We start from the raw sequence: 24,895 nt of genomic DNA on the forward strand, positions 1-24,895 counted from the left end.
GGATATCCGTTCATTGCAGGCCATTGCGGCGCCATGAGATCATGGCATGGGCGCCGGGCCTCGGCACGCGCTCCGGTTGCATGTTTGCGATGATTTCTTTGCTGATTTGAGACGAGCGGATGGCTGGACCGAGAATGGCAGGTGGGAGGATCGGATACGGGCTGCGATCCGTCATGCGCCACTCGCTGGCCACGCTCCTCGCCACCACGGCGCTCGGCGTCGTCGCCGCGCACGCCGTGGACGGCACATGGACCGGCGGCTCCTCCGACTGGACGGATCCGACCAACTGGTCCTCCAATCCGAGCGTACCCGACGAGACCGCAACCTTCACCAACACCGGAAGCACGGCGGTCGACAACAACAACGGTGTCGTCAGCATCGGCACGATCCAGTTCGCGAACACCTCGCAGGCTTATACATTCACGATCGGCAACCCGTTCATCGTCAACGCCACGGGCATCATCAACAACGATACGGTCAATACCCAGACCTTTCAGGTCACCTCCGGCAACAATCTGGTGTTCCAGAACAGCAGCACCGCGAGCGGCGGCGCCGGGGCCGTGACGATCACGAACGATGTCGGCGGCAACGTCAACTTCATCCAGGACAGCACGGCGGGAACGGCAAGTCTCGCCAACAGCGGCTTCGTCACGTTCGAGGATTCGGCCTCTGCCGGCGGCGCCCAGATCACCAACAACGCCACCGGTCAGATCGATTTCTTCACCAACGCCTCGGCCAGCACCGCGACGATCAACAACGGCGCAGGCGGGGTGCTGAACTTCCACAACACCACCACAGCCGCCACCTCGTCCATCATCAACGACGGAACGGTGAATTTCGACGGCTCCGCCACCGCAGGCAGCGCCACGATCACCACCAACAACGGCGCGACGACGAACTTCTCGGGCACGTCTAGCGGCGGCAGCGCCAAGTTCATCACCAATGCCGGCGGCACCGTCGACATCTCAGGCCTGACCAGCGGCGGAACAACGGCCGGCTCGATCGAGGGCGCCGGCAATTATGTTCTCGGCGCCAACACGCTCACCACCGGCAGCCTCAATACCTCGACCCAGGTCGACGGCATCATCTCCGGCACCGGCGGCCTGACCAAGGTCGGCACCGGCACGCTGACGCTGGCCGGCACCAACACCTATACCGGCGCAACCACGATCTCGGCCGGAACGCTCGCGATCTCGGGCTTTGGCAGCATCTCGTCATCCAGCGTCGTCACAGTGGACGCGACGTTCGACATCTCCGCGTCCGCGGTTCCGTTCAACGCCATCACGACGCTCGCCGGCAGCTCTTCCGGCCTCGTCAACATGGGCACCAACGGGCTGGTGATCACCAACGGCTCGACCGAGTTCGCAGGCGTGATCCAGGGCACCGGTGGGCTCGAGCTTTTCGGTGGAACGCAGACGCTGTCTGGCGCAAATACCTATAGCGGTCCCACGCAAATCGACGCGGGTGCGACGCTGGCGCTGAAAGGCAGTGGCTCGATCGCGAATTCGCTCTACATTGGATTTGCCGGCGCAGGCGCGACCTTCGATATTTCCCAGACCACGTCGGGCGCATCAGTCACCCAGCTCTTCTCATTCGGCGCCAACGGAGTCGTTGCGCTTGGATCGAAGACGCTGACCGTCACGGTCGGCAACTCCTTTGGCGGCGTGATCCAGGATGGCGGCATCGGTGGTGGCACCGGCGGCAACCTCGTGATTGCGAATGGAGCTGTACAGCAGCTCTACGGCGTCAACACCTATACGGGCACCACGACGATCGCGAGCGGCAGCGAGCTGGCTCTCGTCAACAGCGGCGGCAGCGACGGCCGCATCGCGACCTCGAGCAATGTCATCGCCAACGGCATCTTCGACATCTCAGCGTTGAGCACCGGCACCTCAATCAAGTCGCTGTCAGGCTCGGGCAACGTCAGTCTCAGCGCCAACACACTGACGATCACGAACGGCAACGGCACCTTCGCCGGCGTCATCGACGATGGCGCCGCGGGCGGCGGCCTCACGCTCGCCGGCGGCACGCAGACGCTTACCGGCGCCAACACCTACACGGGCGCTACCGCCGTGAACGGTGGCACGCTGGTGGTGAACGGCTCGATCCTGAATAGCCCGGTCACCGTCAACGCCGGCGGCACCCTCGCCGGCAGCGGCACGATCGCCGGCGTCGCGGTCAATGGCGGTACGCTGGCGCCCGGCAGCGCGGCGAGCCCGTTCGGCCCGATGACGATCAGCGGATCGCTGACCTTTACCGCGGCCTCGACCTATCTGGTGCAGGTCTCCTCGACCAACGCCAGCCTCACCCAGGTCACGGGCGCGACCGACCTCGGCGGCGCGACCGTGCGTGCGAACTTCACCTCGGGGACGGTCAAGAAGCAGTACACGATCCTGACTGCGGCCGGCACCCTGTTCGGCAGCACCTTCAATCCGACCGTTTTGTCGAACATGCCGACGCTCAACGCGACGCTGAGCTACAACACCAACAACGTGTTCCTCAACGTCAACGTCAATTTCGCGCAAGGCGGCGGGCTCAACGTCAACCAGCAGAACGTCGCGAACACGCTGACCAATTTCTTCAACACCACCGGCGGCATTCCCGCGGCCTTCGCCGCGCTGTCACCGGCGGGGCTGACCACCGCCTCGGGCGAGCTCGGCACCGGCATCATCCAGTCCGCAATCAATGCCGACAGCCAGTTCCTGAACCTGATGCTCGACCCGACCGTCGTGGGGCGCTCGGGCGGCTTCGCCAAGGCGGGCAGCGTCGCCCAGTTTGCCGAGAGCGATAACACAGCCTCTTATGCGTCGATGCGGCCGGCCACCGCGCGCGAGCGCGAGGCTTATGCGATGGCGACCAAGGCGCCGCTGCTGTCCTCGCAGCCGAGCAGTCGCTGGAGCGTCTGGACGGCGGGGTATGGCGGCTCGGCCGAGGTCGGCGGCAATGCCACAGTCGGCTCGCAGGATCTGACGGCACGGGTCTGGGGCGGCGCGGCCGGCGCGGACTATCGGGTCTCGGTCGACACGCTGGTCGGCTTTGCGCTCGGCGGCGGCGGACTGAACTACTCGCTCGCCAATGCGATGGGCTCGGGCTCGGCCGACCTATTCCAGGCCGGCGTCTATGGCCGGCACAATTTCGGACCGGCCTACATCTCGGCTGCACTCGCCTATGGCTGGCATGACGTCACCACCAACCGCACCGTAGCGCCGAGCGGCTTCGACCAGCTCCAGGGCCGCTTCAAGGCCGACACGTTCTCGGCCCGCTTCGAGGGCGGCTATCGCTTCACGACGCCGCTGATCGGCATCACGCCCTACGCTGCGGCGCAGGTGACGAACTTCAACCTGCCGAACTATTCCGAAGTCAGCCTCAATGGCGGCGGGCTGTTCGCGCTGAACTACGCTTCGCAATCGCTGACCGACACCCGCTCCGAGCTCGGCCTGCGCACCGACAAATCGTATGCGATGCAGAACGGCGTGCTGACGCTGCGTGGCCGCGCCGCCTGGGCGCACGACTACAATCCGGGCCGCGCCGTCACCGCGCTGTTCCAGACCCTGCCGGGCACCAGCTTCGTCGTGAACGGCGCCAGGGTCGATGCCGACTCCGCGCTCGTCAGCGGCAGCGCCGAGATGAAATGGCTGAGCGGCTTCTCGATCGCCGGCACCTTCGACGGCGAATTCTCCGGCAACCTCACCAGCTATTCCGGCAAGGGCGTGTTCAAGTACTCCTGGTGAGTTGATCCAGAGCGTTTTCGAGCGAAGTGGATACCGGTTCGTGTGAAGAAAACGCGTCTAAACGAAAGCCTAGCGTCCTACTTCCCCGCCTGCCACTGGCCCGAAACGCCCAGGATCACCCTAACGCGCCCTGTGCCGGCGTCGCTCAGCGCCGTGGTCTGCGGCACCTGGACGTCGAGCTGATCGACGAACAGGAACGGCATGCCGGCCTCGAGATCGTAGAGCAGCCTCTGGAGCGCCGGCTGCTCGAGCTCGCAGCTCACGACGAGGCCGACGAAGCCGTCCTTCGCTTGCGCGCCGGACACATCGACCTGCGAGGACTGAACCTGGCCGCCGACATTGCCGACCGCAGCGGCAACGCGCTGCAGCAGATTGGCGCCGGCGACCGTCACGGTTGGTCCCTCCAGGAAGGGCGTACCGGGATGCTCGGCCATCGCCGCCGCGGCGTTCTTGGTGCCGCCCTTGCGGCCGCGAAACTGGTCGAGCAGGTCGGAGGTCTGCGCCAGCGCCTGGCGATGGGCGAGAATTTCAGCGATCGACAGCCCCGCCGTCAGCAACAGCGCGCCGGCAACCGCCACATAGAGCGTGACCGCGATCAGCGGCGAGCTCGCGAGCGCCCGCGCAATCGCATTGTTGCCAGCGGCCTTTGCGCTGCTCATGGCACGTTCCTCGGCTCGATCTGCGCCTCGATGTGGAAGCGCTCACCGGGATCGGAGGAGTTGCGCGTGGTCGGGGCGTAGAAGGTCGCGCGGGTGAAATGCTGCGACTGCTCGATCAAGGGGATCAGCGAGGGCGCATCGCGGGTGATGCCGCCGATCTGTACTTTGTTGCCCGCCAGATGCAGCTCGGTGACATAGGTGTGGTCCGGCAATACCCGGCTCAGCGTTTCCAGCACGATTACGCTGGCCGGCGTCTCGTATTTGCGGCGTTCGAGCAGTGCGAGCGGCGAGCGCTCGCCGCCGTCGCTGCCGCGGAGCGCGGCGCGGCGCTGGGTGATCTGCCGTTCGAGCTCCCTCTCCTGCGCGCTGAGGCTGTCGGCCAGATAGCTTGCCGCGACCGATCCGGCCACGGCGGCGACGGCGGTGAGAGCCAGCACCGCCTGCAGCGCCCGGCTCAGCCGCGCCGGGTCGACCGCGCCGCGCGATCTCTGCTCGAACACCTTGATGCGTCCGCCCGCAGTCGCCTCCGTCGCGATCGCGACCGCCGACGGATGGAAGGACGCCACGGCCTCGACATAGCTCATCGCCACCTTGCGCGGCGCCGCGGCGATCTCGGTCGTGATGCTGTCGCTGCCATGCGGCGCCGGGGCGCGGCAGCCGAACACGGCTTCGCTCGCGTTCCACGGCGTCAGCCGGTCGATCTGCGCCCGCACGATACCGTCCAGGAAATCGGCCGCGCGCGCCGGCAGCTCCAGCGGACGAAACAGGAAGCGCGAGGACCGCAGCACGATCTCGACGCGGCTGCCGCGGACGATCTGCGCGAGATTGGCGCCTGTGAACTTGCCGTCCGCGAACGCGATCTCCTTCGGGGCGTTCTCCGCCTTCGCCGCCTCCAGCGCGAACGCACCGGTCTCGCTTTCGACCAGCCGCACCACCCGCGGCGACACGGTCCGCTCCAGGGCGCGCACGAGCGTAGTGGCCACGGTGCCGGTCCAGGCATCGAGAATGGCGCGAAGGGAATCGAGCGAGCTCATCTCACAGAGGCTTTCCGGCGGAGCCGTCGACGGCGTTGTGCCACGACAATACACGATACGGCTCATCGCCGCTTTCGAGAAGCAGGATGACGATCTCGGCCGAGCTCCGCCGATGCGACGGCAGCTCGACCGCGACCGTCAGCCGGTACGCCTTCGAGCCCTCGACCGTCGCATTGGTGCCGCCGGCAAGCCCGACCAGGGCACGGGAATCGACGTTCGGGTCGGCGCGGTCGCGCAGCACCTGTTGCAGCATCCCGGGCGTCATGCCCGGCAGCGCCGCCACCACCTGCGGCGCGGCGTCGAGCACGTTCACCGCCCGCATGTTGCTGAACACGGTGACGAAGGGCAGCACACGTTCCACGACCGCGGCCGGAATGCCGCGCACCAGCCAGAGCTCCTCGCTGTGCGGAAACGGCGCGTGGCGCGGCAGATAGGGCGCGCCGAGCGTGCGATAGTAGGAATCCTCCGGATTGTCCTGGCCGGGCTCCGTCGACGAGCGCCAGGCGAGGATCCGGTCGGCATAGACGGGCGCATCCGTGGCGGACACACCGAGCGCCGTCATCAGGCCCGACAGCAGCGGCTTCGGCGCCATGTTGAGATCGACGCGCGCAGCCTCCGAGCGGAACGTCACGCTCACCCGACCGGCTCCGACGCGGGCATTGAACGTGCCGCTGGTCGGACGCGTCGCCTCGTTCTGCGCGGTCAGACGGTAGGCCGCAAGTTCGATCCCCGCGTTCACCAGCGCATCGGCCTGCACCCTGTCGGCATTCACGGCGACCGTGACCGCCGTGTTGGTAACGTAGGTCAGGTAGATCAGCGCCAACGCCGCCAGCGCCGCCAGCATCCAGAGCACCGCGACGACGATGAAGCCGCGGCCGTCGGCAAGCGTAGCCTGGTCGCGCCTTGCGCCGCTCACAGCTGCTGCTCCTGTTTCTCCGCCTGCTGCGGCCGAGTGCGGGCCGTGACGCAAGTCGCCGGATTCTTGGCCCGCGCGCATTCGGCCGGCGCCGTGATGTGCGGGACTACCGCGCCCGAGACCGCGAGCACCTGCCCGGTCCCGCTGTCGCGCACGGTGATACGGATGCGGTCTGGCAGCTGCGCCTGCCCGCGCCAAATCGGCTGCCACTGACCGTCCGGTCCGGCATAAGCGAAGCTCACGCGGAACGGCGCCCGGATCAGCACGACCTGATCGACGAAGCGGATCTGTCCGTCGGTCGGCATCGGTTGGAACGGCGCGCGCTCGCGCACCAGCGCGAGTCCCTGCGCGTCGGCCTTTTCGATCAGGCGGACGAATTCGAGGCCCGGACGCGTGCTCGGACCGATGGCCGTGCGCAGGAAGGTGACCGACAATTCGGCGCCGTCGAACAGCGGCACCCTGGCATCGCCATTCACTGTAATCTGCTCGGCAACGGACAGATCGGCGACGATGCGGTCGAGCCCGGTTGCGAGACGCTCGGCTCGCTGCACGCGAGCGATGCCGCGATTCCAGTTCGGCAGCCATTGCGCCGTCACGGTCGCCAGCGCTGCCAGGATGACGGTCATCAGCAGGGTTGCGAGCAACACTTCGAGCAGGGTGAAGCCGGCCTCATCGGCCAATGCGCGGCGCAGCCGCTTCATTGCCAGGCTTTTCATTGCGAAGCCCTCGGCACCAGCTTCACCGTCGTGACCTGGATGGCGCGGCCGTCGGCGCGCTGAAGGCGCAGATTGACGGCCAACGGCACGAAGCGATCGCTGGCGGGATCGCCGCCTGGCACGTTCATTGGCGCAACGTCGACCCGCCAGCGGCTGCCGGCGAGATCGCCGCTGCGCCGGCCGGGCTTCAGCAAGGAACGCGCCGGCAGGTCCGCAAGCAGGGTCTCGGCGGTACCGGCGAGTGCCAGACGCTGGTCGATCGCGCGCGTGCCCTTTGCCGTCGTGGCGATGACGGAGCCGATCGTCCCCAGCACAACCGCGATGATCGCGAGCGCGACCAGCGCTTCGATCAGGGTGAAGCCGGCGCTATCAGAGCAGCTTCTGCGGGACAATCTCCACGCCTCCAGTCAGCCAGTTGACGCGCACCTCATATCCCATGCCGGGCCGCGCCAGCGCGATCACCCCGCCGCACGACATGCCCGATGGAAAGAAATCGATCGACCGCCCCGCGGCCCGGTCGGCACAGCGCGAGGCCAGCATCGCCTGCACCACCACGTCGCCGGGCAAGCGGATGGTCCGCCCGGTGACGCCGGAACGGATCGCACGCGCCTCCGCATCCACCTGGGTTGCCACCCTGGTTTGCCGGCGCAGCGCCGCGTTGCGGTCGGATTTCAGCAGCGCCGCGGTCTCGACCGCATAGCTCTCCAGCCTGGCCCGCGTCGTCGTGCGCGGGACAGCCGGCAGGATGATGGCCGCGAGCAGGCCGATGATCGCGAGCACGCACAGGATCTCGATCAGCGCAAAGCCGCGCGTCTCGCCAATGCCCTCAGCGCGCGCCGCTGACAATGTCGGCCGCCGTTCCACTGCCGCCTTCCTGACCGTCGGATCCCAGCGAGATGATCTCATAAGGCGAGCTCGCGCCCGGCGCGCGATAGACGTAGATGTGACCCCAAGGATCGCTCGGCACCACGCCGCCGCGCAAATAGGGCCCATTCCAGCCGGCCTGGTTGGAGTTGCGGGTCAGCGCGGAGAGGCCTTCGTTTGACGTGGGATAGCGGCCGAGATCGAGAAAGTAGAGATCGAGCGCGCTGGAGAAGCTCTCGATCTGGATCTTCGCCGCCTTGGCCTTGGACTCGCTGAGATAGTTCAGCACCCGCGGGCCGACCAACGCCATGATCATCCCGATGATGGTGATGACGACCAGCATCTCGACCAGGGTGAAGCCCGCCTCCCCGCGGCCCGCGCGCCGACGGCCCCGTTTTGACGATCGATGTTTCGTCACCTCAAATCCTCCAACTATCAATTCAACCGACAATCTGGCTCACCGACATCAGTGCCGTCATCACCGACGTGATCAGGCCGCCGACGACCAGCGAGATCGCGATGATCGCCGCCGGGCCCGCGATGCCGACGGCGCGATCCAGCGTGCGCTGCAATTTGGCCTCGTAGAATTCAGCGACTCGGCCCGACAGCATCGGCAATTGCCCGGTCTCGTCGCCGAGCCTGAGCATGCGCACCGCCATGGCGGGCAGCGCCTCGGTCTCGGCCAGCGCGTCGGACAGCTTCGAGCCATGGCGAACGCGGTCGGCGGCATCGCTCCAGACCGCGGACGGGCCTGTGGTCGCCATCATGTCGACGAGGATTCGCAGCGTGATGGTGAGATTGACGCCGCTGCCGAGCAGCAGGCCGAGATTGCGGCAGAACAGTGCCGTCCGGTACGCGCTCATCACGTTGCGGATTGCCGGCAGCCGCGTGATCGCATTGGCGACGGCGCGGCGAACGCGCTCTTGCCGGAGCAGGAGCCACGCCACCCCGATAGTGGCCGCAAGACCAGCCAGCACCGCATCGGAATTGCCGCGCAGGAAGGTGGAGATGTTCAGGAAGACGCCGACGACGGGATCGATCTTGGCGCCGAAATCCTGCAACACGGATGCGAACTGCGGCAGCACGAAGGTGAGGAAGAACAACAGCACGCAGCCCGCCGCGCCCAGCACGAACAGGGGATAGCGGATTGCATCCGACAGCCGCCGTCGCAACGCCTCGCTGCGGGTGCGCTCGCCGGCCAGCACCTCCAGCACCTGGTCCAGCGATCCCGAGGCCTCGCCGACCCGCACCAGCGCGACATACATCGGCGGGAACAGCCCCTCATGCCGCGCCAGCGCTTCGGCAAAGCTCTCGCCCGCGACGACGCGCGAACGAATGTCCGCAACGACCGGACGCAGCCGGCCGAAATCGGGATCGGCCGCGAGCAGCTCCAATCCGTCGTTGATGCGGGCGCCGGCGCGCAACAGCAGCGCGAGGTCGCGGGTGAAGATGGTGACGTCTTCGGGCTTCGGCCTGTTGAAGAGGCTGAACACACGGCCCGCCGAGCCGCCCTCTTCCGGCGTGACGTTGTCGACCAGCACGAGACCGAGCCGCTCGATCCGCTGCGCGACGTCGCCGGGCGCGGGCGCTGCGATGGCGCCGGAGACCAGTTCGCCGTTGGCGTTGAGCGCGCGGTAGCGATAGTTCGGCATGCGTTAGCGCACCGTCGTGACGCGGAAGACCTCGGGCACGGTGGTAAGCCCCGCCCGGCATTTGGCCACCGCATCCTCCAGCATCGTCGTCATGCCACCCCGCATCGCCGCGGCGTCGATCGAATGGGAGTCGGTCTGCGGGCCGATCAGCGCGCGCACCTCGTCGGACATTTCGAGGATCTCGAACACGCCGTTGCGGCCGCGATACCCGGTGCCGCCGCAGCGTTCGCAGCCGCCGGCCTCGTGCACGACCTCGCCGCACTTGAAGCCGATCACCGCAAAGCGCGGGTCCTCGGCGAGATCCGCCTCGGTCAGCGCATGCGGGACCTTGCAGCGATCGCACAGCACGCGCACCAGGCGCTGCGCCACCACCGCGCGCAGCGTCGACTTCAGCAGGAAGCCCTCGATGCCGAGGTCGATCAGGCGCGGCACGGCGGCCGCGGCGGTCTCGGTGTGCAGCGTCGTCAGAACGAGATGGCCGGTGAGTGCCGCGTGGATCGCGATATGCGCGGTCTCGGCGTCGCGGACCTCGCCGACCATGATCACGTCGGGGTCCTGGCGGACGAAGGCGCGCATGGCCGAGGCGAATGTCAGCCCGATCGACGGTTTGACCTGGGACTGGTTGATGCCGGGAATCTCGTATTCCACCGGATCCTCGATGGTGAGGATCTTGCGCGTCGGCTCGTTCAGGATCGACAGCATGGTCGCGAGCGTCGTGGTCTTGCCGCTGCCGGTCGGTCCCGTGACCACGATCATGCCGTGCGGCATCGCGAGCAGCCGCGTCATCACGCTTTCGTCGCGCGCGGCGAGACCGAGCTTGCTCATCTCAAGGAGGCCACGGTCGCGCGGCAAGAGGCGGATGACGGCGCTCTCGCCGTGCTGTGTCGGCATGGTCGCGACGCGAACGTCGATCTCGCTGCGCCCGACCCGCACGCGGGCCGCGCCGTCCTGCGGCAGGCGCCGCTCGGCGATGTTGAGGCTGGCGAGAATTTTGATGCGCGAGATCAGCGCCTGCGGCGGAATGCCGTGCGGCGACGGCAGCGCGCGCAACAGGCCGTCGACGCGCATGCGTACCGTAAGACCGGCACGGAACGGCTCCACGTGGATGTCGCTGGCACGCAAGTCGACCGCGCGCTCCAGGAGATCGTTGAGCGCGCGCACCACCGGCGCGCCGCTGGCGAGATCGCGCAGGCTCTCGATGTCGTCGTCGGACTGCTGCGCAACGCTCCTGCCGCTTCGATCGGCATTTGCATCGTCGGCATCGGCCCGTTGATCGAGGACGGTGGTAATATCCTCGTATGAGGCGACGACGACATCGACCGGTGCTCCGAACACGATTTCGGCGGCGCGAATGGCCGCCGTGTCGGAGGGGTCGGCGACAGCCAGCCGGAAAACATCGTTGGGCGCACTGAAGGGAAAGATGGTGGATTCACGCAGGAAGCGGCGCGAGAAGCCGTCGAGGCAAGGCGTGGCCGCGAGCAGTTGCGGAAGGCTCAGCCGCGGCAGACCAAAATGGTCGGAGACTTCATCTGCGAATTCGGCCGCGGAGAGATCGGTGGCCTCCCACAATTCACGCAAGGGACGCGTGAGCGCGGGGTTGGCCGATTTGTCGACATGGGCATGCGCCCGCGGCGGCAATGAGTATTTTTCCAGGAGGTGCTGTCGGAAGCTATCTGCGGAGCGGTCGCGCATCGCATTCACAGCATTGACCTTGTTACCTGAATGCAACAACCTCGACGGGACATGGAGCGCCCTTTGCCCTTGACTTATTTATTAGCAAAAACATAATCGTGGCGCAAATTATTGCGCGTCCGAACCAAGGGGGATCGGACGCAATTTTCAGTCACTTCCAGCGTTGGCAGGCGTATTTTGTTTAAGGTGGTCCAACCGCTTTTGCGCCTTCGCTCAGCGTTGTCTGGAACGCTCCTGCTATTGTCGTCCGCCTTCGTGCTCGGCGCCTGCATCGTGACCGCCGACCAGTCGATCGAAGCCGATCCAAAGGACCCGCGCGCCCAGGATATCGCCGACAAGGTCCGCTCTCTCGATCTCCAGCCGCGTCAACCTGCGGATGCAGGCGCCAGCGGCATTGCGCAGGCAAGATCATCGAAGCCGGCGATCTATCTCAGCGATGGTGCAACGCCGCAAGGCGGCACGCTGGCCGAGCGCGACGATGCCGGCGGCAGCGGCTACGACCTCAATTTCGAGAACGCGCCGGTCGCCAGCGTCGCCAAGGTCATCCTTGGTGATGTACTCAATGTCGGCTACACGATCGACCCGCGGGTACAGGGAACCGTGACCCTGGCCTCGGTGCGGCCGGTGCCCAAGGCGGATGCGCTCTACGTGCTGGAGAACGCGCTACGCATGTCCGGTGTCGCGCTGGTCCGTGACCGCACCGGCTATCGCCTGCTGCCGGCGCCGGAGGCCGGTCCGGGCGGCGTCGACCGCTCGTTGAACGCCGCCGCCGGCCAGGGCGTCACCGTGGTGCCGCTGCGCTACGTCTCGGCACAGAATATCTTCAAGCTGCTCGATGCCTTCGGCGTGAAGGCCCAGACCATGCGTCCCGACAGCGCCCGCAACACGCTCCTCGTCAGCGGCAGCGGCACCGACCGGGCGACCGCGGTCGACACCATTCTCTCCTTCGACGCCGACTGGATGCGCGGGCAATCGGTCGGCATCTTCCCCGTGCGGAACTCGACGCCGGAGCCGCTTATTGCCGAGATCGAAAAGATCATGGATTCAGGCGAAGGCGGCCTGGGCCAGAACGTGGTGAAATTCCAGCCGATCGGCCGGCTCAACTCGATACTAGTCGTCAGCCAGAAGCCCGAATACCTCAAGCGCGCGCAGACATGGATCGCGCGGCTCGACCGCTCCGACACCGACGGCGTGAACCTGAAATCCTATCCGCTGCGCTACGGCAACTCCAAGGCCGTGGTGGCGCTGCTGAATGAGATCCTGTTCAGCCAGAGCGCGACCAGCAGCTCCTCGCTCGACAATTCCGCGGGCCAGATCTCGCCCGGCTCGGGCATCGCGACGTCATCGTCCGGGACCAATCCGATCGCCTCGCTCAGCGCACTTCCGACTGCCGCCGCGGGCGCCGCAACCCCGGTCACCGGCGCTCCCGGCTCGTCGCTGGCCGCGCGCCCCGCCCCGGCGGCGGCCGGCGTACCCGGCCAGGACAACGGCTCCGGCTCGCTGCTCGGCACCGGCGCAAAACCCGTCAACAATGCCATCCTTCAGAACGTGCGGATCACGGCGGACGTCACCAACAACGCGGTGCTGGTCTATGCCAACGCGGAATCGCAGCGCGTCGTCGAGCAGACGATCCGGCAAATCGACCGGCCGCAGCGCCAGATCGCGATCGAGGCGACGATTGCCGAAGTCACGCTGAACGACGCATTGAACTACGGCGTCCAGTTCTTCATCGCCAGCAAGCACGGCTCGGTCTCCAACGTCATCGGCGGCGTCAGCAACAGCGCCTCGGTCGGCAGCAACATCGAGCAGCAGACCGGCGCGGTCAACGCCGCCGCCGGCGCGCTGCTCGGCCGTGCCCTGCCCGGCTTCAACTTTCTGATCGGCGCGGAAAACTCCCCGCGCGTGGTGCTCGATGCGCTCCACAACGTCACCACCGTCAAGGTGCTGTCCAACCCGTCGCTGGTCGTGCTGGACAACCAGCCGGCGACCTTGCAGGTCGGCGACCAGGTGCCGTTCTCGACCGGCACCGCGACCGTGCTGACCGCGAACAACACCGTCGTCAACACCATCGACTACAAGAACACCGGCATCATCCTGCGCGTGCTCCCGCGCGCCAACGCCAACGGCAATGTCGTGCTCGACATCGAGCAGGAGATCTCGAGCGTCGCGGCCGGCAGCACCGGCTCGCTGACGCCGACGATCTCGCAGCGCCGGGTCAAGAGCTCGATCGCGGTGACGAGCGGCCAGACCGTGCTGCTCGCCGGCCTGATCAGCGAGACCGAGAACAAGCAACGCCAGGGCATTCCGATTCTCGATTCCCTTCCCGGCGTCGGCGATGCCTTCTCGCACCAGGGCACTACGCGCGCCCGCACCGAGCTGATCCTGTTCATCCGCCCGACCGTCATCAAGGACGGCGTCGATGCGCACGTCATTGCGGAGGAAATGCGCAGCAAGATGAACAGCCGCCTGGTCGGCACCAGCAATCCCGTAGTCACCGTGAACCCGCCCAAGGCGGCGCGCTAGGGCGTGACGGATCAGGCGGTGAAGGTCGCGACGGGCCCTGCGCTCGCGCTCGCCATCGCCCTGCTGCTCAGCGTGTTCGCAAGCCTCGTCACTGCCCCGGGCGCCGAAGGCCTGTACGGCGCGTTCCTGGCCGCCCTGATGCTTGCGGTCGCGGCGAACGATGCGCGCCACTACCGCATTCCGAACGAGCTGACGGGCGCCGCCTTCGCGCTCGGGCTGCTCCGTGCCGGCGCGTTCGTGCCCGATATCGGCGCGGAGGCACTGCTCTGGCCGCTGACCCGCGCCGCAGCCACGGGGCTGCCGCTGCTGATGCTGATGGTGCTCTACCGCCGCTGGCGCGGCCGCGACGGGCTGGGGCTCGGCGACGTCAAGCTCGCTGCGGTCGGTGGCGCCTGGCTCGACCTTGCGACCGTGGTCGCGGTGATCGAGCTTGCGGCGTTGCTCGCGATCGGCGCCTATGTCGTCAGCGCGGCCCTGCGACGGAAGCCGCTGCGCGCCACGGCCTTCCTGCCCTTCGGGCTGTTCCTGGCGCCGGCGATCTGGATCGGTTGGCTGGGCGAGACCTGGTACACGAACTGGCTCGGCGGCTGGCCGGGCTGAAGGCGAGGATCGGGACCATTGCGGGTCCTGCTCCACATCAAAACGCGAAAACAACCCCATGCACAGTAGACGGGGGCAGCGTTATCAATGACTTACCTGACGGCACGCGCCTTGCGGAGTTTACGTGGCGGTCAGTGCTCGCGACTCGGCGCCCATTCCAGCGCGCGCAGGCGGGCCTGCGCGATCTCTCCGCGCGTCATCTTCGTGGTGACGGCATCGCGAATCCTGGCCCGCGCCTCGCGCGCCGGCGGAGGTGCGGCGGCCGTGGACAGATTGAGCCATTTGGAGGCTTCGACGATATCCTGCGGCACGCCCTGGCCGCGGTCGTAGAGCAGCCCCAGCGAATATTGAGCGCGGCTGTCGCCCTGCTCCGCCGCGCGCCGGTACCACATCGCGGCTTCCGTGTAGTTCTGCGGCACGCCGCGGCCGGTCTCGAACAGGAAACCGAGATAGGACTGTGCAGCCGCGTTGCCCCGCTCGGCGAGCGGAATGAAGATGCGGGATGCCGTGACATAGTCCTGACGATGGAAAGCGGAGACGCCCTGACGGAACGATTGGGCATGGGCCGGGATTGCGAAGGCCAGCCCCAACAGGATGGCGGCACAACCACACCCCGCCCGTCGCCAAAAACCGCGCGCCTGCGGCGCCGCACGGCAAAACCCCGGATTCTGGCCGTCGAGGGTCTTCATGCCGCCCGCGCTCCCTGCATATGTAGCCAGACTAGTCTGCAGGCATCCCGAAATCCATAGCGGTGCCAGACACAAAAAAGCTCCGGGCGCATCGCGCCCGGAGCTCGTCGATTGGGTGGGCCTAGTGATACCCGCCAGCCGTAGCCGGCGTCGTGTCCGGATTGTTGCCGTTGATCTGGTTGTCCAGATAGGACAGCACGTTGCCGGTGGTGGCTGCGCCGAGATTGTTGACGATCACCGAGCGGCCGATCCGGGCTCCCGCAGTGCCGCTGAGAGCCAAGGCGGTGCTCAGATTCTCGGAGATGTTGCTGTTGTTGACCTGGACGTTGGACGATCCCTGCACGTTCACGCCCACGAAGTTGTTGTGAATGGCCGTGTTGTTGATCAGCACGCGGGTGCTGCCGCCATTGGTGTTAATGCTGATCCCCGCGCCAGCAGCCGCAGTGCCGTTGTGCGAAATGACGGTGTCGCGGATCATCAGCATCGAGTTGAAATTCGACGGATTGGAGAAGATGCCGGTTCCCGACGCGCCGTTGAAGTCCCTGATAAAGCAATGCTCGATGACGACCGAGGCCGCCTGGAGGATGTTGACGCCTTTGACGCCGGTGCCGGCCCCCTCGATGTCGAGGCCGCGCAGCACGATGTGATCGGTCGCCGCAGCGTTGATGTTGACGCCGTTGGTGCCGGACCCAAGGATGCTGCCGACGACACCTTCGCAGTAGATCGTCATCGCCTTGGTGATGGTCACCGTGCCGAAGCCCGCGGAATCGAGGCAATTGATCTCGCCGCCCGCGGCGGTCTTCGAAATCGCACCGGCGAAGGTCTTGCACGGCGCGGTGCGGCTGCACGGATTGACGTCATCGCCGACCCCAGAGACCCACGTTCTGGTCGCCTGGGCATGAGCCGGCTGCGACACGGCGAATGGCAAGAGGAATCCCGCGACAAGAGTCCATAGAGCAATACGACGCATATTGAACCTCCAAAATTGAACGGAAAAACTTGACGTTGTTGCCAGGCTAGAAGCTTCGAAGGACCTAGTGATACCCGCCGGCGGTCGCCGGCGTCGTATCCGGATTGTTGCCGTTGATCTGGTTGTCCAGATAAGACAGCACGTTGCCGGAGGTCGCCGCCCCCAGATTGTTGACGATCATCGAGCGGCCGATTCGCACCCCCGCACCGCCGGTAAGGGCGAGAGCCGTACCCAGATTCTCCGAGATGTTGGTGTTGTTGATCTGGACGTTGGCCGATCCCTGCACGTTCACCCCGACGAAGTTCTTGTGGATGGCCGTATTGATGATCAGGCTCCGCGAACTGCCGCCGTTTGTATTGATGCTGATCCCGGCGCCGTCGGCGGCGGTGCCGTTGTGCGAGATCACGCTGTCGCGGATCATCAGCATCGAGTTGAAATTCGACGGGTTGACGAAGACGCCGACCCCGCCCGCGCTGTTGAAGTTCCTGATGAAGCAATGCTCGATGACCACCGAGGCCGCCTGGAGGATGTTGACGCCCTTGATGCCGGTTCCGAATCCGTCGATGTCCAGGCCGCGCAGCACGATGTGATCGGTCGCGGCGGCGTTGACGATGACGCCGGAGCTACCCGCTGCGAGGATGCCGCCGACAACCCCTTCGCAGTAGATCGAGATCGCCTTGGTGATGGTCACGACGCCGAAACCGCCGGAGTCGAGACAATTGATCTCGCCGCCCGCCGCCGTCTTCGAGATCGCCCCGGGAAAGGTCTTGCATGGGGCGGTGCGGCTGCAGGGGTTGGCGTCATCGCCCACGCCGGACACCCACGTTCTGGTGGCCTGGGCATGAGCCGGCGATGCAATCACCGGCACGAACAATCCTGCAATCAGAGCCAAGAGTGCAAGTCGACGCATTTCTCTTTCTCCCGATATTGAGCTGGGATCCCAGCTTGTTGCCATGCACAAGTCTTCGCCGCAGCAGCCTGCGCGTCGCGCGGCCCTCCGGCATCATTGTCGATATTTCGTTGAAACTTTCCCCCCGCCGCTTTCGGCGCTCGCAATACGGCCTTTGTGTTCAAATGATTGGATACGCAACACTATTGGGAAAAACGGAAGGCAGGCTTCTTGCCACTTCGCATCACGCAACTGTTGCGCGACAGACGGCGAGCTTTCTAGTGGTCGTGCCGGAACAGGCAAGGTTCAATTCGACGTGTACATTTTATGAGGAATTTCACGCCATCAACGCGCCTACGGCGTCGCCAACCTCGTCCAAGGAAGCCGCTGGTGACGGTCAGGCCAGAAACGATCGCAAACACGAGGTGCATCTCACACGAATAGCAATGCGACCGCCTGCCATGACAGCAATGATCGCCGTGCTGCGTCGATTCGACGCGACGCGTGCCGTCAGCTCAGCAGAAAGCCATGTTCGTGCAGGTTGTGAAAGAACTCGGTTAGCATGTCGATCACAGCCGCGTCGTGGCTCCCCGCCGGTTGAGTCCACTGCTCTGCAGTCTGCGTACTGGCCGGCGCGGGCATGGCGTCCGGCAACTCGGACGGGACCGCCGTTGAGATTCCGCCCTCAGTGAAATTGAACGCAAAGCCATCACCGGAGGTGCCAAGCCCCGCAGTCGCGGGCGGCGCTGCGCCGATAGCACCGTCGCCATTGAGATCCTGGTAAAGCGTCGGCTCCAGCGCCTTCAGCGATGGATCATTCCCCAGCACTTCGGGCGCCGCCGCGAGCGTGGTCAGGAAGTTGCCGCTGCTGTCGGTGCTCCAGACGGAATAGTGGGCGTTTGCCGAATTCTTCCAGACCACGTCATAGCCGCCGCCTGACACCTGCTCGGCGCCGATCACCGACCACGTGCTATAACTGGCCGCATTCACCACAGACCCGGCGTATTTCAGCGTGGGGCCGGTGCCGGCCGCGTCGTACAGATAGTAGTTGCCGCTGGACAAGACCGCACGGGTCGCTCCGAACGCCTCGATCGTGACACCGCTGACGGGGACGGCGGGGAGACCGATCGTGCCGTCACCGTTGAGATCCTGATGGAGCGTCGGCTCCAGCCCTTTCAGAGACGCGTCGGTCCCCAGCATCTCCGAAGCCGACCCGAGAGTCGTGATGAAGTTGCCGGTGCTGTCCGTGCTCCAGACCGAATAATGGGCATTTGCCGAGTTCTTCCAGACGACGTCGTATCCACCGCCCGACACTTGCTCGGCGCCGATCACCGACCACGTGCTGTAATTGGCCGCATTCACGACGGAGCCAGCGTATTTCAAGGTGGGCCCGGTGCCGGTCGAGATGTCGTTCAGGTAATAGGTGCTACCGGATAGGACCACGCTGGTCGATCCCAGCGCTTCGATCGTGCCGCTGCTGACGAGGGGGGCAACGGGGACGCCAGTCGTGCCGTCGCCGTTGATGTCCTGATGGAGCGTCGGCTCCAACGCCTGCAGCGACGCATCGGTGCCAAGCACTTCAGGAGCCGCGGCAAGTGTGGTCAGGAAGTTGCCATTGGCGTCCGTGCTCCAGACGGAGTAGTGGGCGTTCGCCGAATTCTTCCAGACCACGTCGTAGCCGCCGCCCGACACCTGCTCGGCGCCGACGACCGACCAGGTGCCGTAATTGGCAGCGATCACAGCCGCGCCCGCATATTTCAGCGTAGGTCCGCTGCCGGTCGAGATATCGTCCAGATAATAGTAGCCACCAAACAGAGCCGCCGCGGTCGACCCGAACGCCTCGATCGTGACGCCGGGGATGGTGACGGCGGACAAGCCGATCGTGCCGTCGCCATTGAGATCCTGCTGCAGCGTCGGCTCCAGCCCTTTCAGAGCCGCGTCCGTCCCCAGCATCTCGGAGGCCGAGCCGAGAGTCGTGATGAAGTTGCCGGTGCTGTCCGTGCTCCAGACCGAATAATGGGCATTTGCCGAGTTCTTCCAGACGACGTCGTATCCACCGCCCGACACCTGCTCGGCGCCGATCACCGACCACGTGCTGTAATTGGCCGCATTCACCACAGACCCGGCGTATTTCAGCGTGGGTCCGCTGCCGGTCGAGATGCTGTTCAGGTAATAGTTGCCGTTCGTCAGGGCCACGCTGGTCGATCCGAACGTCTCGATCGCGCTCGGCACGAGGCTGGAGGCGGCCACCGTGGCGCCCCCGAACTGGAAATATTCGACGCCGGTGACGGTATCTGTGCCGTCGGGCACGCCGCTGCGCTGGTCGACCAGCGTGAACGTCTGCGTCGCGGAATTGTACGAAACCAGATAGTTGGCCCGGCTGCCCGAATACACCGCGGTGTCGGTGCCCGAGCCGCCGATGATGGTGTCGTTGCCCGCCCCGCCGGTGATCGTGTCGTTGCCGCCGCCGCCGTTCAGCGTGTTGGCGATGGCGTTGCCGACGATGGCGTCGTTGCCGGATCCGCCGATGGCGTTGTCGATGTAGGAGCGTGCGTCGCCATTATAGAGATAGGCGTTGTAGACGTTGCCCGACGCGTAATGGCCGTTGCCCAGATATGCCAGTTGCACCGAGGAGAACACCGACGAGGCGCCGGGGTTGAGATTGATGCTCAGGTTGGTCGTGTAGTTCGACAGGTCGTAGGTATCGACGCCGCCGCCGTCCCAGACCGTCTCGTAGATGCGGTTGGCCGAGCCGCCAATGCCGCCGCCCGGCGCGAGCTGCCCGACACCGTTGATGAACTCCTGCCCCGTGGTCGGATTCCAGGTGTAGACGGTGCTGCCGCTCTGGGTCGTGTAGTCCGCACCGTACATCGTCTGCAGCGCGAGGATATCGTTGGCCATGTAGGTCTGCGAATATCCGTACGCTTCGTTGGTGTAGCCGGACGTGGTCGAAGCGCCGACATAGCTGCGATAGCTCATGACGGTGTATTCGCTGTCGTCATGCGCGCTCGGCACCGCGACGTTGCCGGGGCCGCCAGCCTCCTGGCTGTGCTTGAGGCCGAAGGCATGGCCGAGCTCGTGCAGCGCGGTGGTGAAGTAATAATTGCCGAGCTTGGCCAGCGAGAAATTGTATTGAGTGCCGAACCAGACGTCACCGCCGGACGCGTAATTGCCGGGATAGTAGGCGTAGGCGGTCGGATTGGCCGCCGGCGACTGCGCGATCATGATGTCGGCGCCGTTCGTGCCCGCGTACTGGATGTCGGCATTGGTGTAGCTGAGGATCAGCCCGATCGCGTAGTTGATGGCCGCCTGGATCTGGGTGGGCGCCGAGGCAAAGCCCGAAGTGGTCGGCTCGCTGCTGCCGCCGTAATAGGGATTGGGGTAGTCGCTGGATGCGTCAGGAAAACTATAGGTGATCGTGCCGGTCCATTTGTAGCCGGACAGCAGGCCGTCGATCTCGGCGTTGTTGGTGGCACTGACATTAACAGCGGTGGCCAATGGACTCTCCAGAGCAACGCGTCGCGTGCGATTCGGGAAGAAAGCACATGATTCTAGCTTGAGAGTTAAACGTTTGGTTTAAATTGGGCAGCTCCGCCTGCCCCTCTTCCATAAGACTGTGTTAGCCATCAGATTCCGTAGTCATACGGGACGCGAACAACAGCCTCGGTTCCTGCGGCACCCGTAATTGCAGGGTTTCATGAAGCGACGTTCACTCATAGCCGGTCTGTTTGGCGCCTTGATGGCGCTCGCCGGGCTCGACCATCAATCCTTCGGAGGATTCCCTGTCATGGTGGAGAAGGCCAAGGCGGACGACAGCGGCAAGGCGGCGCGTGCGCCCTCCATGCCGATGGCCCGCGATCCCGCCGTCGCGGTGGCAGAGGAATACGAAGCTGCCCGCCGCAAGGGAACGCGCCAGGCGCTCGAGCTCTTCATTGCGCGCCACGGCGATGATCCCCTGGCCGAGCAGGCACGCACGGAGTTGAAGCGCCTGTCGCGCTGATCGCTCGGACACCGCATCAGGCATGGCATTTCGGCAGGCGGCATCGGCGCCGGGCCGGCTTGTCGCGTGGTCGTTCGGCACTATGGTAGGCCCGTAATCTGTCCCGGAGCCTCTCAAGATGCCCTTTCCGCATGCCTCGGAAGCCCTGTCGCGCTTCACCGTGCTCGATCTGACCCGCGTCCGCTCCGGGCCCACCTGCGTGCGGCAGCTGGCGGACTGGGGCGCCAATGTCGTCAAGATCGACGCGCTGACCGAGGATGCCGGCGGCGAGCAGCCGGGCGGGCCTCGCCGAGGTTCCGACTTCCAGAATTTGCACCGCAACAAGCGGGCCATGACGCTGAACCTGAAGGACGAGCGCGGGCTCGCCTTGTTCAAGCGCCTCGCCGCCAAGGCCGACGTCGTGGTCGAGAATTTCCGGCCCGACGTGAAGAAGAAGCTTGGCATCGACTATGAGAGCCTGGCGAAGATTAACCCGCGCATCGTCTATGGCAGCATCTCCGGCTTCGGCCAGGACGGCCCCTATCACAAGCGGCCCGGCTTCGATCAGATCGCGCAAGGCATGGGCGGGCTGATGTCGATCACCGGGGCGCCGGGCGAAGGCCCGATGCGGGTCGGCATCCCCGTCGCCGACCTGACGGCCGGGCTGTTCTGCGCCATGGGCATCCTCACCGCGCTGCTCGAGCGCGAGGTGTCGGGCAAGGGCCAGTGGGTGCAGACCTCGCTGCTCCAGGCCCAGATCTTCATGCTCGACTTCCAGGCCGCACGCTGGCTGATGGAGAAGGAAGTCGCCAAGCAGGCCGGCAACAACCATCCGACCAGCATTCCGACCGGCGTGTTCAAGACCTCGGACGGCTACATCAACATCGCCACCACGGGCGGGCGGATCTGGGAGCGCTGCGCCCAGGCGATCGGCGCACCGGAACTCTATGCCCATCCCGACTATGCGACGGCCCCTGCCCGCTCCAAGAATCGTGACGCGCTCAACGCCGAGATCGAGAAGCGCACCGTGACGAAGTCGACCGAAACCTGGGTCAGCGAGCTCAACGAGGCCGGCGTGCCCTGCGGGCCGATCTACGCCATCGACCAGATGTTCGAGGACGCCCAGGTCAAGCATCTCGGCATCGCCCAGGACGTGCCGAACGACGAGGACCGCCACATCCGCCTGATCGGGCAGCCCGTGACGCTGTCGCGCACGCCGAGCAGCATGGTGGCGCGGCCGCCGGAATTCGGCGAGCAGACCGACGAGGTCCTGAAGGAATTCGGCCTCAGCGCGGACGAGATCAGCAAACTCAGGGACGCCAAGGTGGTGTGAGCCCCTCGCCTGACGTCGCCAAACGACAAAGCCCGGCGCGAGCCGGGCTTTGCTCCTTGTTGGACGCCTCTGTTGATCTTAGTACCTGGCGACGACCGGGCTGTCGAACTGGTAGTTGATGCCGGCGCGCAGGATGTGGTCGGTGAAGTGCGACGAGACATTGGCGCTGATCGGCAAGGCGGGCGACAGCGTGAACGGACCGGACGAGAAGCGCCCGAGATCCATGTAGAGATATTCGAGCTTGGCACTCCAGTTCCGGGTGATCTTGCCCTCGACGCCAACGCCGGCGGTCCAGCCGACGCGCGTGGTTGAGTTGGAACCGACCGATGTAATCGGAGCGCCAAAGGGCGCAATGCCGCTGAAGCTCGTCATCGTGCCTGTGGTCTTGATTTCGCCGAAGGCCAGACCGCCAGTGCCGTAGAACAGCACCTTCGGGGTCGCCAGGATACCAACGCGGCCCCGGACCGTGCCGAACCACTGGAGCTTCTGGTCGACCGTCAAGGTCGTGCCAGCCAGACCGCCGGGCGGCAGGAACGTCAGGCCGGGAAGACAGGGTCCGGCGACCGGCGCGACGGCAGTACCGACGCAGCTGAAGCCGGCGCTGCCCTTCTCGCCCGACCACTGGAGGTCGCCCTCGATGCCATAGACCCAGTTGGCATTTTGCCAATTGTAGCCGGCTTGGCCGCCCGCGATACCGCCGTTCATGTCGAACGCCCCACTGGTGATGGAGCCGGCCGGAGGCGCAATCGGTGTGCCAGTCGGCGTGTTAAAATAGGATACGTCGGTGCGCGAACGGCCCCAGCTGTAGCCGCCATTGGCGCCGACGTACCAGCCGGTCCAGCTCCACACCGGATCGACGATAGGCGCCTTCACATAGGGTCTTGCTGCGATGTCGGCAGCCAACGCGCCCGTCGCGAACAGCGACATTGCCGCTGCCATTCCAATCACGATCCGCTTCATGGAGAACCCCCTCCGCACAATTTTGTGATCAAAACATACGTCACCGCCTGCCCAAAGGCTGTGCCATGCCGGCAACATCCAGAAACAATCGCAGGGTGTGGCGCTCCGGACCACAACGACATGGCCTCCCTTTATGTAGTTGAATCCAATCGATTTATGCCTGTCGCGATGTCGCCCTGGTCCGTTGCGTCCATCCGACGCGGGAAAGCATGCCGTCGATCACCGGCCAGAACAGCAGGACGATCGCCAGCGTCGTGATCGAGCCGACCAGGCCGTTCGACCAGAACACCTTGAGGTCGCCGCCGGAGCCGATCATCGACAGACGAAAGGCATCCTCGGCGCGATTGCCGAGCACGAGCGCGAGGGTGAACGGCGCCAGCGGAATGCCGATCTTCTTGAAGACGTAGCCGACGATGCCGAAGCCGAGCATCAGCCAGATGTCGAACATCGCGTTCTGGATCGCGTAGGCGCCGATCGCGCAGGACACCACGATCATCGGCGCCACCGCGGCAAACGGCACGCGCAGGATCGAGGCGAAGATCGGCACGGTCGTCAGCACCAGCACGAGGCCGACGACATTGCCGAGATACATCGAGGCGATCAGGCCCCAGACGAAGTCCTTGTGCTCGACGAACAGCAGCGGCCCCGGATTGAGCCCCCACACCATCAGGCCGCCGAGCAGGATCGCCGCGGTGCCCGAGCCGGGAATGCCGAGCGCCAGCATCGGCAGCAGCGCCGAGGTGCCTGACGCATGTGCCGCCGTCTCCGGCGCGAACACGCCCTCGATGCGGCCCTTGCCGAAACTTTCGGGATCCTTGGCGAAGCGCTTGGCAAGGTTGTAGCCCATGAAGGACGCCGCGATCGCGCCGCCCGGGGTGATGCCGAGCCAGCAGCCGATGAAGGAGGAGCGCAGCAGCGTGGTCCAGTATTTCGGCAGGTCCTTCCAGACGCCGAGCACGACGCGGAGCGAGATGCTTGCGGCGTGGCCGCGCAGCGCCAGCCGCTCCTCCATCGTCAGCAGAATCTCGCTGATGCCGAACAGTCCGATCACCGCGACCAGGAAGTTGATGCCGCGGAGCAGCTCCGGCGAGCCGAACGTCATGCGGAGATTGCCCGACACGGTATCCATGCCGATGCCGGCGAGCAGTAGTCCCAGCGACATCGAGATGACCGTCTTGTGCTTGGCCTCGCGCCCCAATCCGACGAACGAGCAGAAGGTCAGCAGATACACCGCGAAGAACTCGGGCGGCCCGAACTTCAGCGCAAAGGACGAGATCATCGGCGCGAGGAACGTGATCAGCAGCACCGCGACCAGCGAGCCGATGAAGGAGGAGGTGAACGCCGCGGTCAGTGCCTCCGCCGCCCTGCCTTGCTGGGCCATCGGATAGCCGTCGAAGGTGGTCGCGACCGACCAGGCTTCGCCGGGGATGTTGAACAGGATCGAGGTGATCGCGCCGCCGAACAGCGCGCCCCAATAGATGCAGGACAGCATCACGATCGCCGAGGTCGGATCCATGGTGAAGGTGAGCGGCAGCAGGATCGCAACGCCGTTGGGGCCGCCGAGGCCCGGCAGCACGCCGACGAAGATGCCGAGCACCAGCCCGACCATCATCAGCACGAGCGTCTTCCACGTCAGCAGGACGGCAAAGCCGTGAAGCAGGAGACCAAAAGCTTCCATCGCGGGACCG

21 protein-coding genes are annotated in these 24,895 nt (G+C 65.6%); 5 read left to right on the forward strand and 16 right to left on the reverse strand.

Translation table 11 applies throughout. From position 1 onward, the window contains the following. Positions 1-10 precede the first annotated feature (10 nt). Positions 11-175 carry a hypothetical protein gene (locus GGD66_RS07670; protein WP_183257627.1) on the reverse strand — a complete coding sequence of 55 codons (165 nt, stop codon included), beginning with the start codon at positions 173-175 and terminating at the stop codon, positions 11-13. On the opposite strand from GGD66_RS07670, the gene GGD66_RS07675 reads away from it, so the two are divergent. After that, the gene (locus GGD66_RS07675; RefSeq protein WP_246788787.1) at positions 174-3,731 is read left to right on the forward strand and encodes an autotransporter outer membrane beta-barrel domain-containing protein; all 3,558 of its coding nucleotides are present in this window, start codon (positions 174-176) and stop codon (positions 3,729-3,731) included. The two genes, GGD66_RS07670 and GGD66_RS07675, sit on opposite strands and share 2 nt — an antisense overlap. Positions 3,732-3,808: 77 nt before the next feature. Here the strand turns inward: GGD66_RS07675 and gspM are convergent, their stop codons facing one another. The 9 genes from gspM to GGD66_RS07720 are packed head-to-tail and all read right to left on the reverse strand — an operon-like array spanning position 3,809 to position 11,264. Continuing rightward, complete coding sequence (gspM, locus tag GGD66_RS07680; protein WP_183257299.1) at positions 3,809-4,390, reverse strand: type II secretion system protein GspM; 582 nt, start codon at positions 4,388-4,390, stop codon at positions 3,809-3,811. After that, entirely contained in the window at positions 4,387-5,424 is a 1,038-nt protein-coding gene (locus tag GGD66_RS07685) for a PilN domain-containing protein (RefSeq protein ID WP_183257300.1), read from the reverse strand. The genes gspM and GGD66_RS07685 overlap by 4 nt, the downstream gene beginning before the upstream one ends. Position 5,425: 1 nt before the next feature. Beyond that, positions 5,426-6,340 (reverse strand): type II secretion system protein GspK, encoded by a 915-nt coding sequence (locus tag GGD66_RS07690; protein WP_183257301.1) that lies wholly within the window; start codon positions 6,338-6,340, stop codon positions 5,426-5,428. Further along, positions 6,337-7,056: a general secretion pathway protein GspJ gene (locus GGD66_RS07695; protein WP_246788788.1), complete on the reverse strand. Its 720-nt coding sequence runs from the start codon at positions 7,054-7,056 to the stop codon at positions 6,337-6,339. The genes GGD66_RS07690 and GGD66_RS07695 overlap by 4 nt, the downstream gene beginning before the upstream one ends. Further along, the gene (locus GGD66_RS07700) at positions 7,053-7,448 is read right to left on the reverse strand and encodes a prepilin-type N-terminal cleavage/methylation domain-containing protein (protein WP_183257302.1); all 396 of its coding nucleotides are present in this window, start codon (positions 7,446-7,448) and stop codon (positions 7,053-7,055) included. Before GGD66_RS07700 ends, GGD66_RS07695 begins: the two co-directional genes overlap by 4 nt. Next, positions 7,426-7,920, reverse strand: coding sequence for a prepilin-type N-terminal cleavage/methylation domain-containing protein (locus GGD66_RS07705; protein ID WP_183257303.1), 495 nt, complete (start codon positions 7,918-7,920; stop codon positions 7,426-7,428). The genes GGD66_RS07700 and GGD66_RS07705 overlap by 23 nt, the downstream gene beginning before the upstream one ends. Further along, complete coding sequence (gene gspG / locus GGD66_RS07710; RefSeq protein ID WP_183257304.1) at positions 7,883-8,338, reverse strand: type II secretion system major pseudopilin GspG; 456 nt, start codon at positions 8,336-8,338, stop codon at positions 7,883-7,885. Before gspG ends, GGD66_RS07705 begins: the two co-directional genes overlap by 38 nt. 22 nt (positions 8,339-8,360) lie before the next feature. Continuing rightward, complete coding sequence (locus tag GGD66_RS07715) at positions 8,361-9,572, reverse strand: type II secretion system F family protein (RefSeq protein ID WP_183257305.1); 1,212 nt, start codon at positions 9,570-9,572, stop codon at positions 8,361-8,363. A gap of 3 nt (positions 9,573-9,575) precedes the next feature. Beyond that, the gene (locus tag GGD66_RS07720; RefSeq protein WP_210317765.1) at positions 9,576-11,264 is read right to left on the reverse strand and encodes an ATPase, T2SS/T4P/T4SS family; all 1,689 of its coding nucleotides are present in this window, start codon (positions 11,262-11,264) and stop codon (positions 9,576-9,578) included. A 240-nt stretch (positions 11,265-11,504) separates the two neighbouring features. On the opposite strand from GGD66_RS07720, the gene gspD reads away from it, so the two are divergent. Beyond that, positions 11,505-13,787, forward strand: coding sequence for a type II secretion system secretin GspD (gene gspD / locus GGD66_RS07725; protein WP_246788789.1), 2,283 nt, complete (start codon positions 11,505-11,507; stop codon positions 13,785-13,787). 18 nt (positions 13,788-13,805) lie between these two features. Next, positions 13,806-14,387, forward strand: coding sequence for an A24 family peptidase (locus GGD66_RS07730; RefSeq protein ID WP_312014099.1), 582 nt, complete (start codon positions 13,806-13,808; stop codon positions 14,385-14,387). A gap of 131 nt (positions 14,388-14,518) precedes the next feature. Here the strand turns inward: GGD66_RS07730 and GGD66_RS07735 are convergent, their stop codons facing one another. From GGD66_RS07735 to GGD66_RS07750, 4 genes are all read right to left on the reverse strand, one after another. Then, positions 14,519-15,076 (reverse strand): tetratricopeptide repeat protein, encoded by a 558-nt coding sequence (locus GGD66_RS07735; RefSeq protein ID WP_183257308.1) that lies wholly within the window; start codon positions 15,074-15,076, stop codon positions 14,519-14,521. Between the two features lie 121 nt (positions 15,077-15,197). Continuing rightward, a complete protein-coding gene (locus GGD66_RS07740; protein WP_246788790.1) occupies positions 15,198-16,046 on the reverse strand; it encodes a right-handed parallel beta-helix repeat-containing protein in 849 nt (282 codons plus the stop codon). 64 nt (positions 16,047-16,110) lie between these two features. Then, positions 16,111-16,956, reverse strand: coding sequence for a right-handed parallel beta-helix repeat-containing protein (locus GGD66_RS07745; RefSeq protein ID WP_183257309.1), 846 nt, complete (start codon positions 16,954-16,956; stop codon positions 16,111-16,113). A gap of 489 nt (positions 16,957-17,445) precedes the next feature. Next, positions 17,446-20,433, reverse strand: coding sequence for a M10 family metallopeptidase C-terminal domain-containing protein (locus tag GGD66_RS07750; RefSeq protein ID WP_183257310.1), 2,988 nt, complete (start codon positions 20,431-20,433; stop codon positions 17,446-17,448). A 199-nt stretch (positions 20,434-20,632) separates the two neighbouring features. Between GGD66_RS07750 and GGD66_RS07755 the strand changes: the two genes are divergently transcribed. Together GGD66_RS07755 and GGD66_RS07760 are read left to right on the forward strand one after the other, a co-directional pair. Further along, positions 20,633-20,935 (forward strand): hypothetical protein, encoded by a 303-nt coding sequence (locus GGD66_RS07755; protein ID WP_183257311.1) that lies wholly within the window; start codon positions 20,633-20,635, stop codon positions 20,933-20,935. 118 nt (positions 20,936-21,053) lie between these two features. Continuing rightward, positions 21,054-22,247 (forward strand): CaiB/BaiF CoA-transferase family protein, encoded by a 1,194-nt coding sequence (locus tag GGD66_RS07760; RefSeq protein ID WP_183257312.1) that lies wholly within the window; start codon positions 21,054-21,056, stop codon positions 22,245-22,247. A 78-nt stretch (positions 22,248-22,325) separates the two neighbouring features. Here the strand turns inward: GGD66_RS07760 and GGD66_RS07765 are convergent, their stop codons facing one another. After that, positions 22,326-23,207, reverse strand: a complete 882-nt coding sequence (locus GGD66_RS07765; RefSeq protein ID WP_104461356.1) for an outer membrane protein — start codon at positions 23,205-23,207, stop codon at positions 22,326-22,328. A gap of 154 nt (positions 23,208-23,361) precedes the next feature. Beyond that, positions 23,362-24,885: a tripartite tricarboxylate transporter permease gene (locus tag GGD66_RS07770; protein WP_183235383.1), complete on the reverse strand. Its 1,524-nt coding sequence runs from the start codon at positions 24,883-24,885 to the stop codon at positions 23,362-23,364. Positions 24,886-24,895 lie beyond the last annotated feature (10 nt).

The sequence above is a fragment of the Bradyrhizobium sp. CIR48 genome, assembly GCF_014198315.1.
Lineage (GTDB): Bacteria > Pseudomonadota > Alphaproteobacteria > Rhizobiales > Xanthobacteraceae > Bradyrhizobium.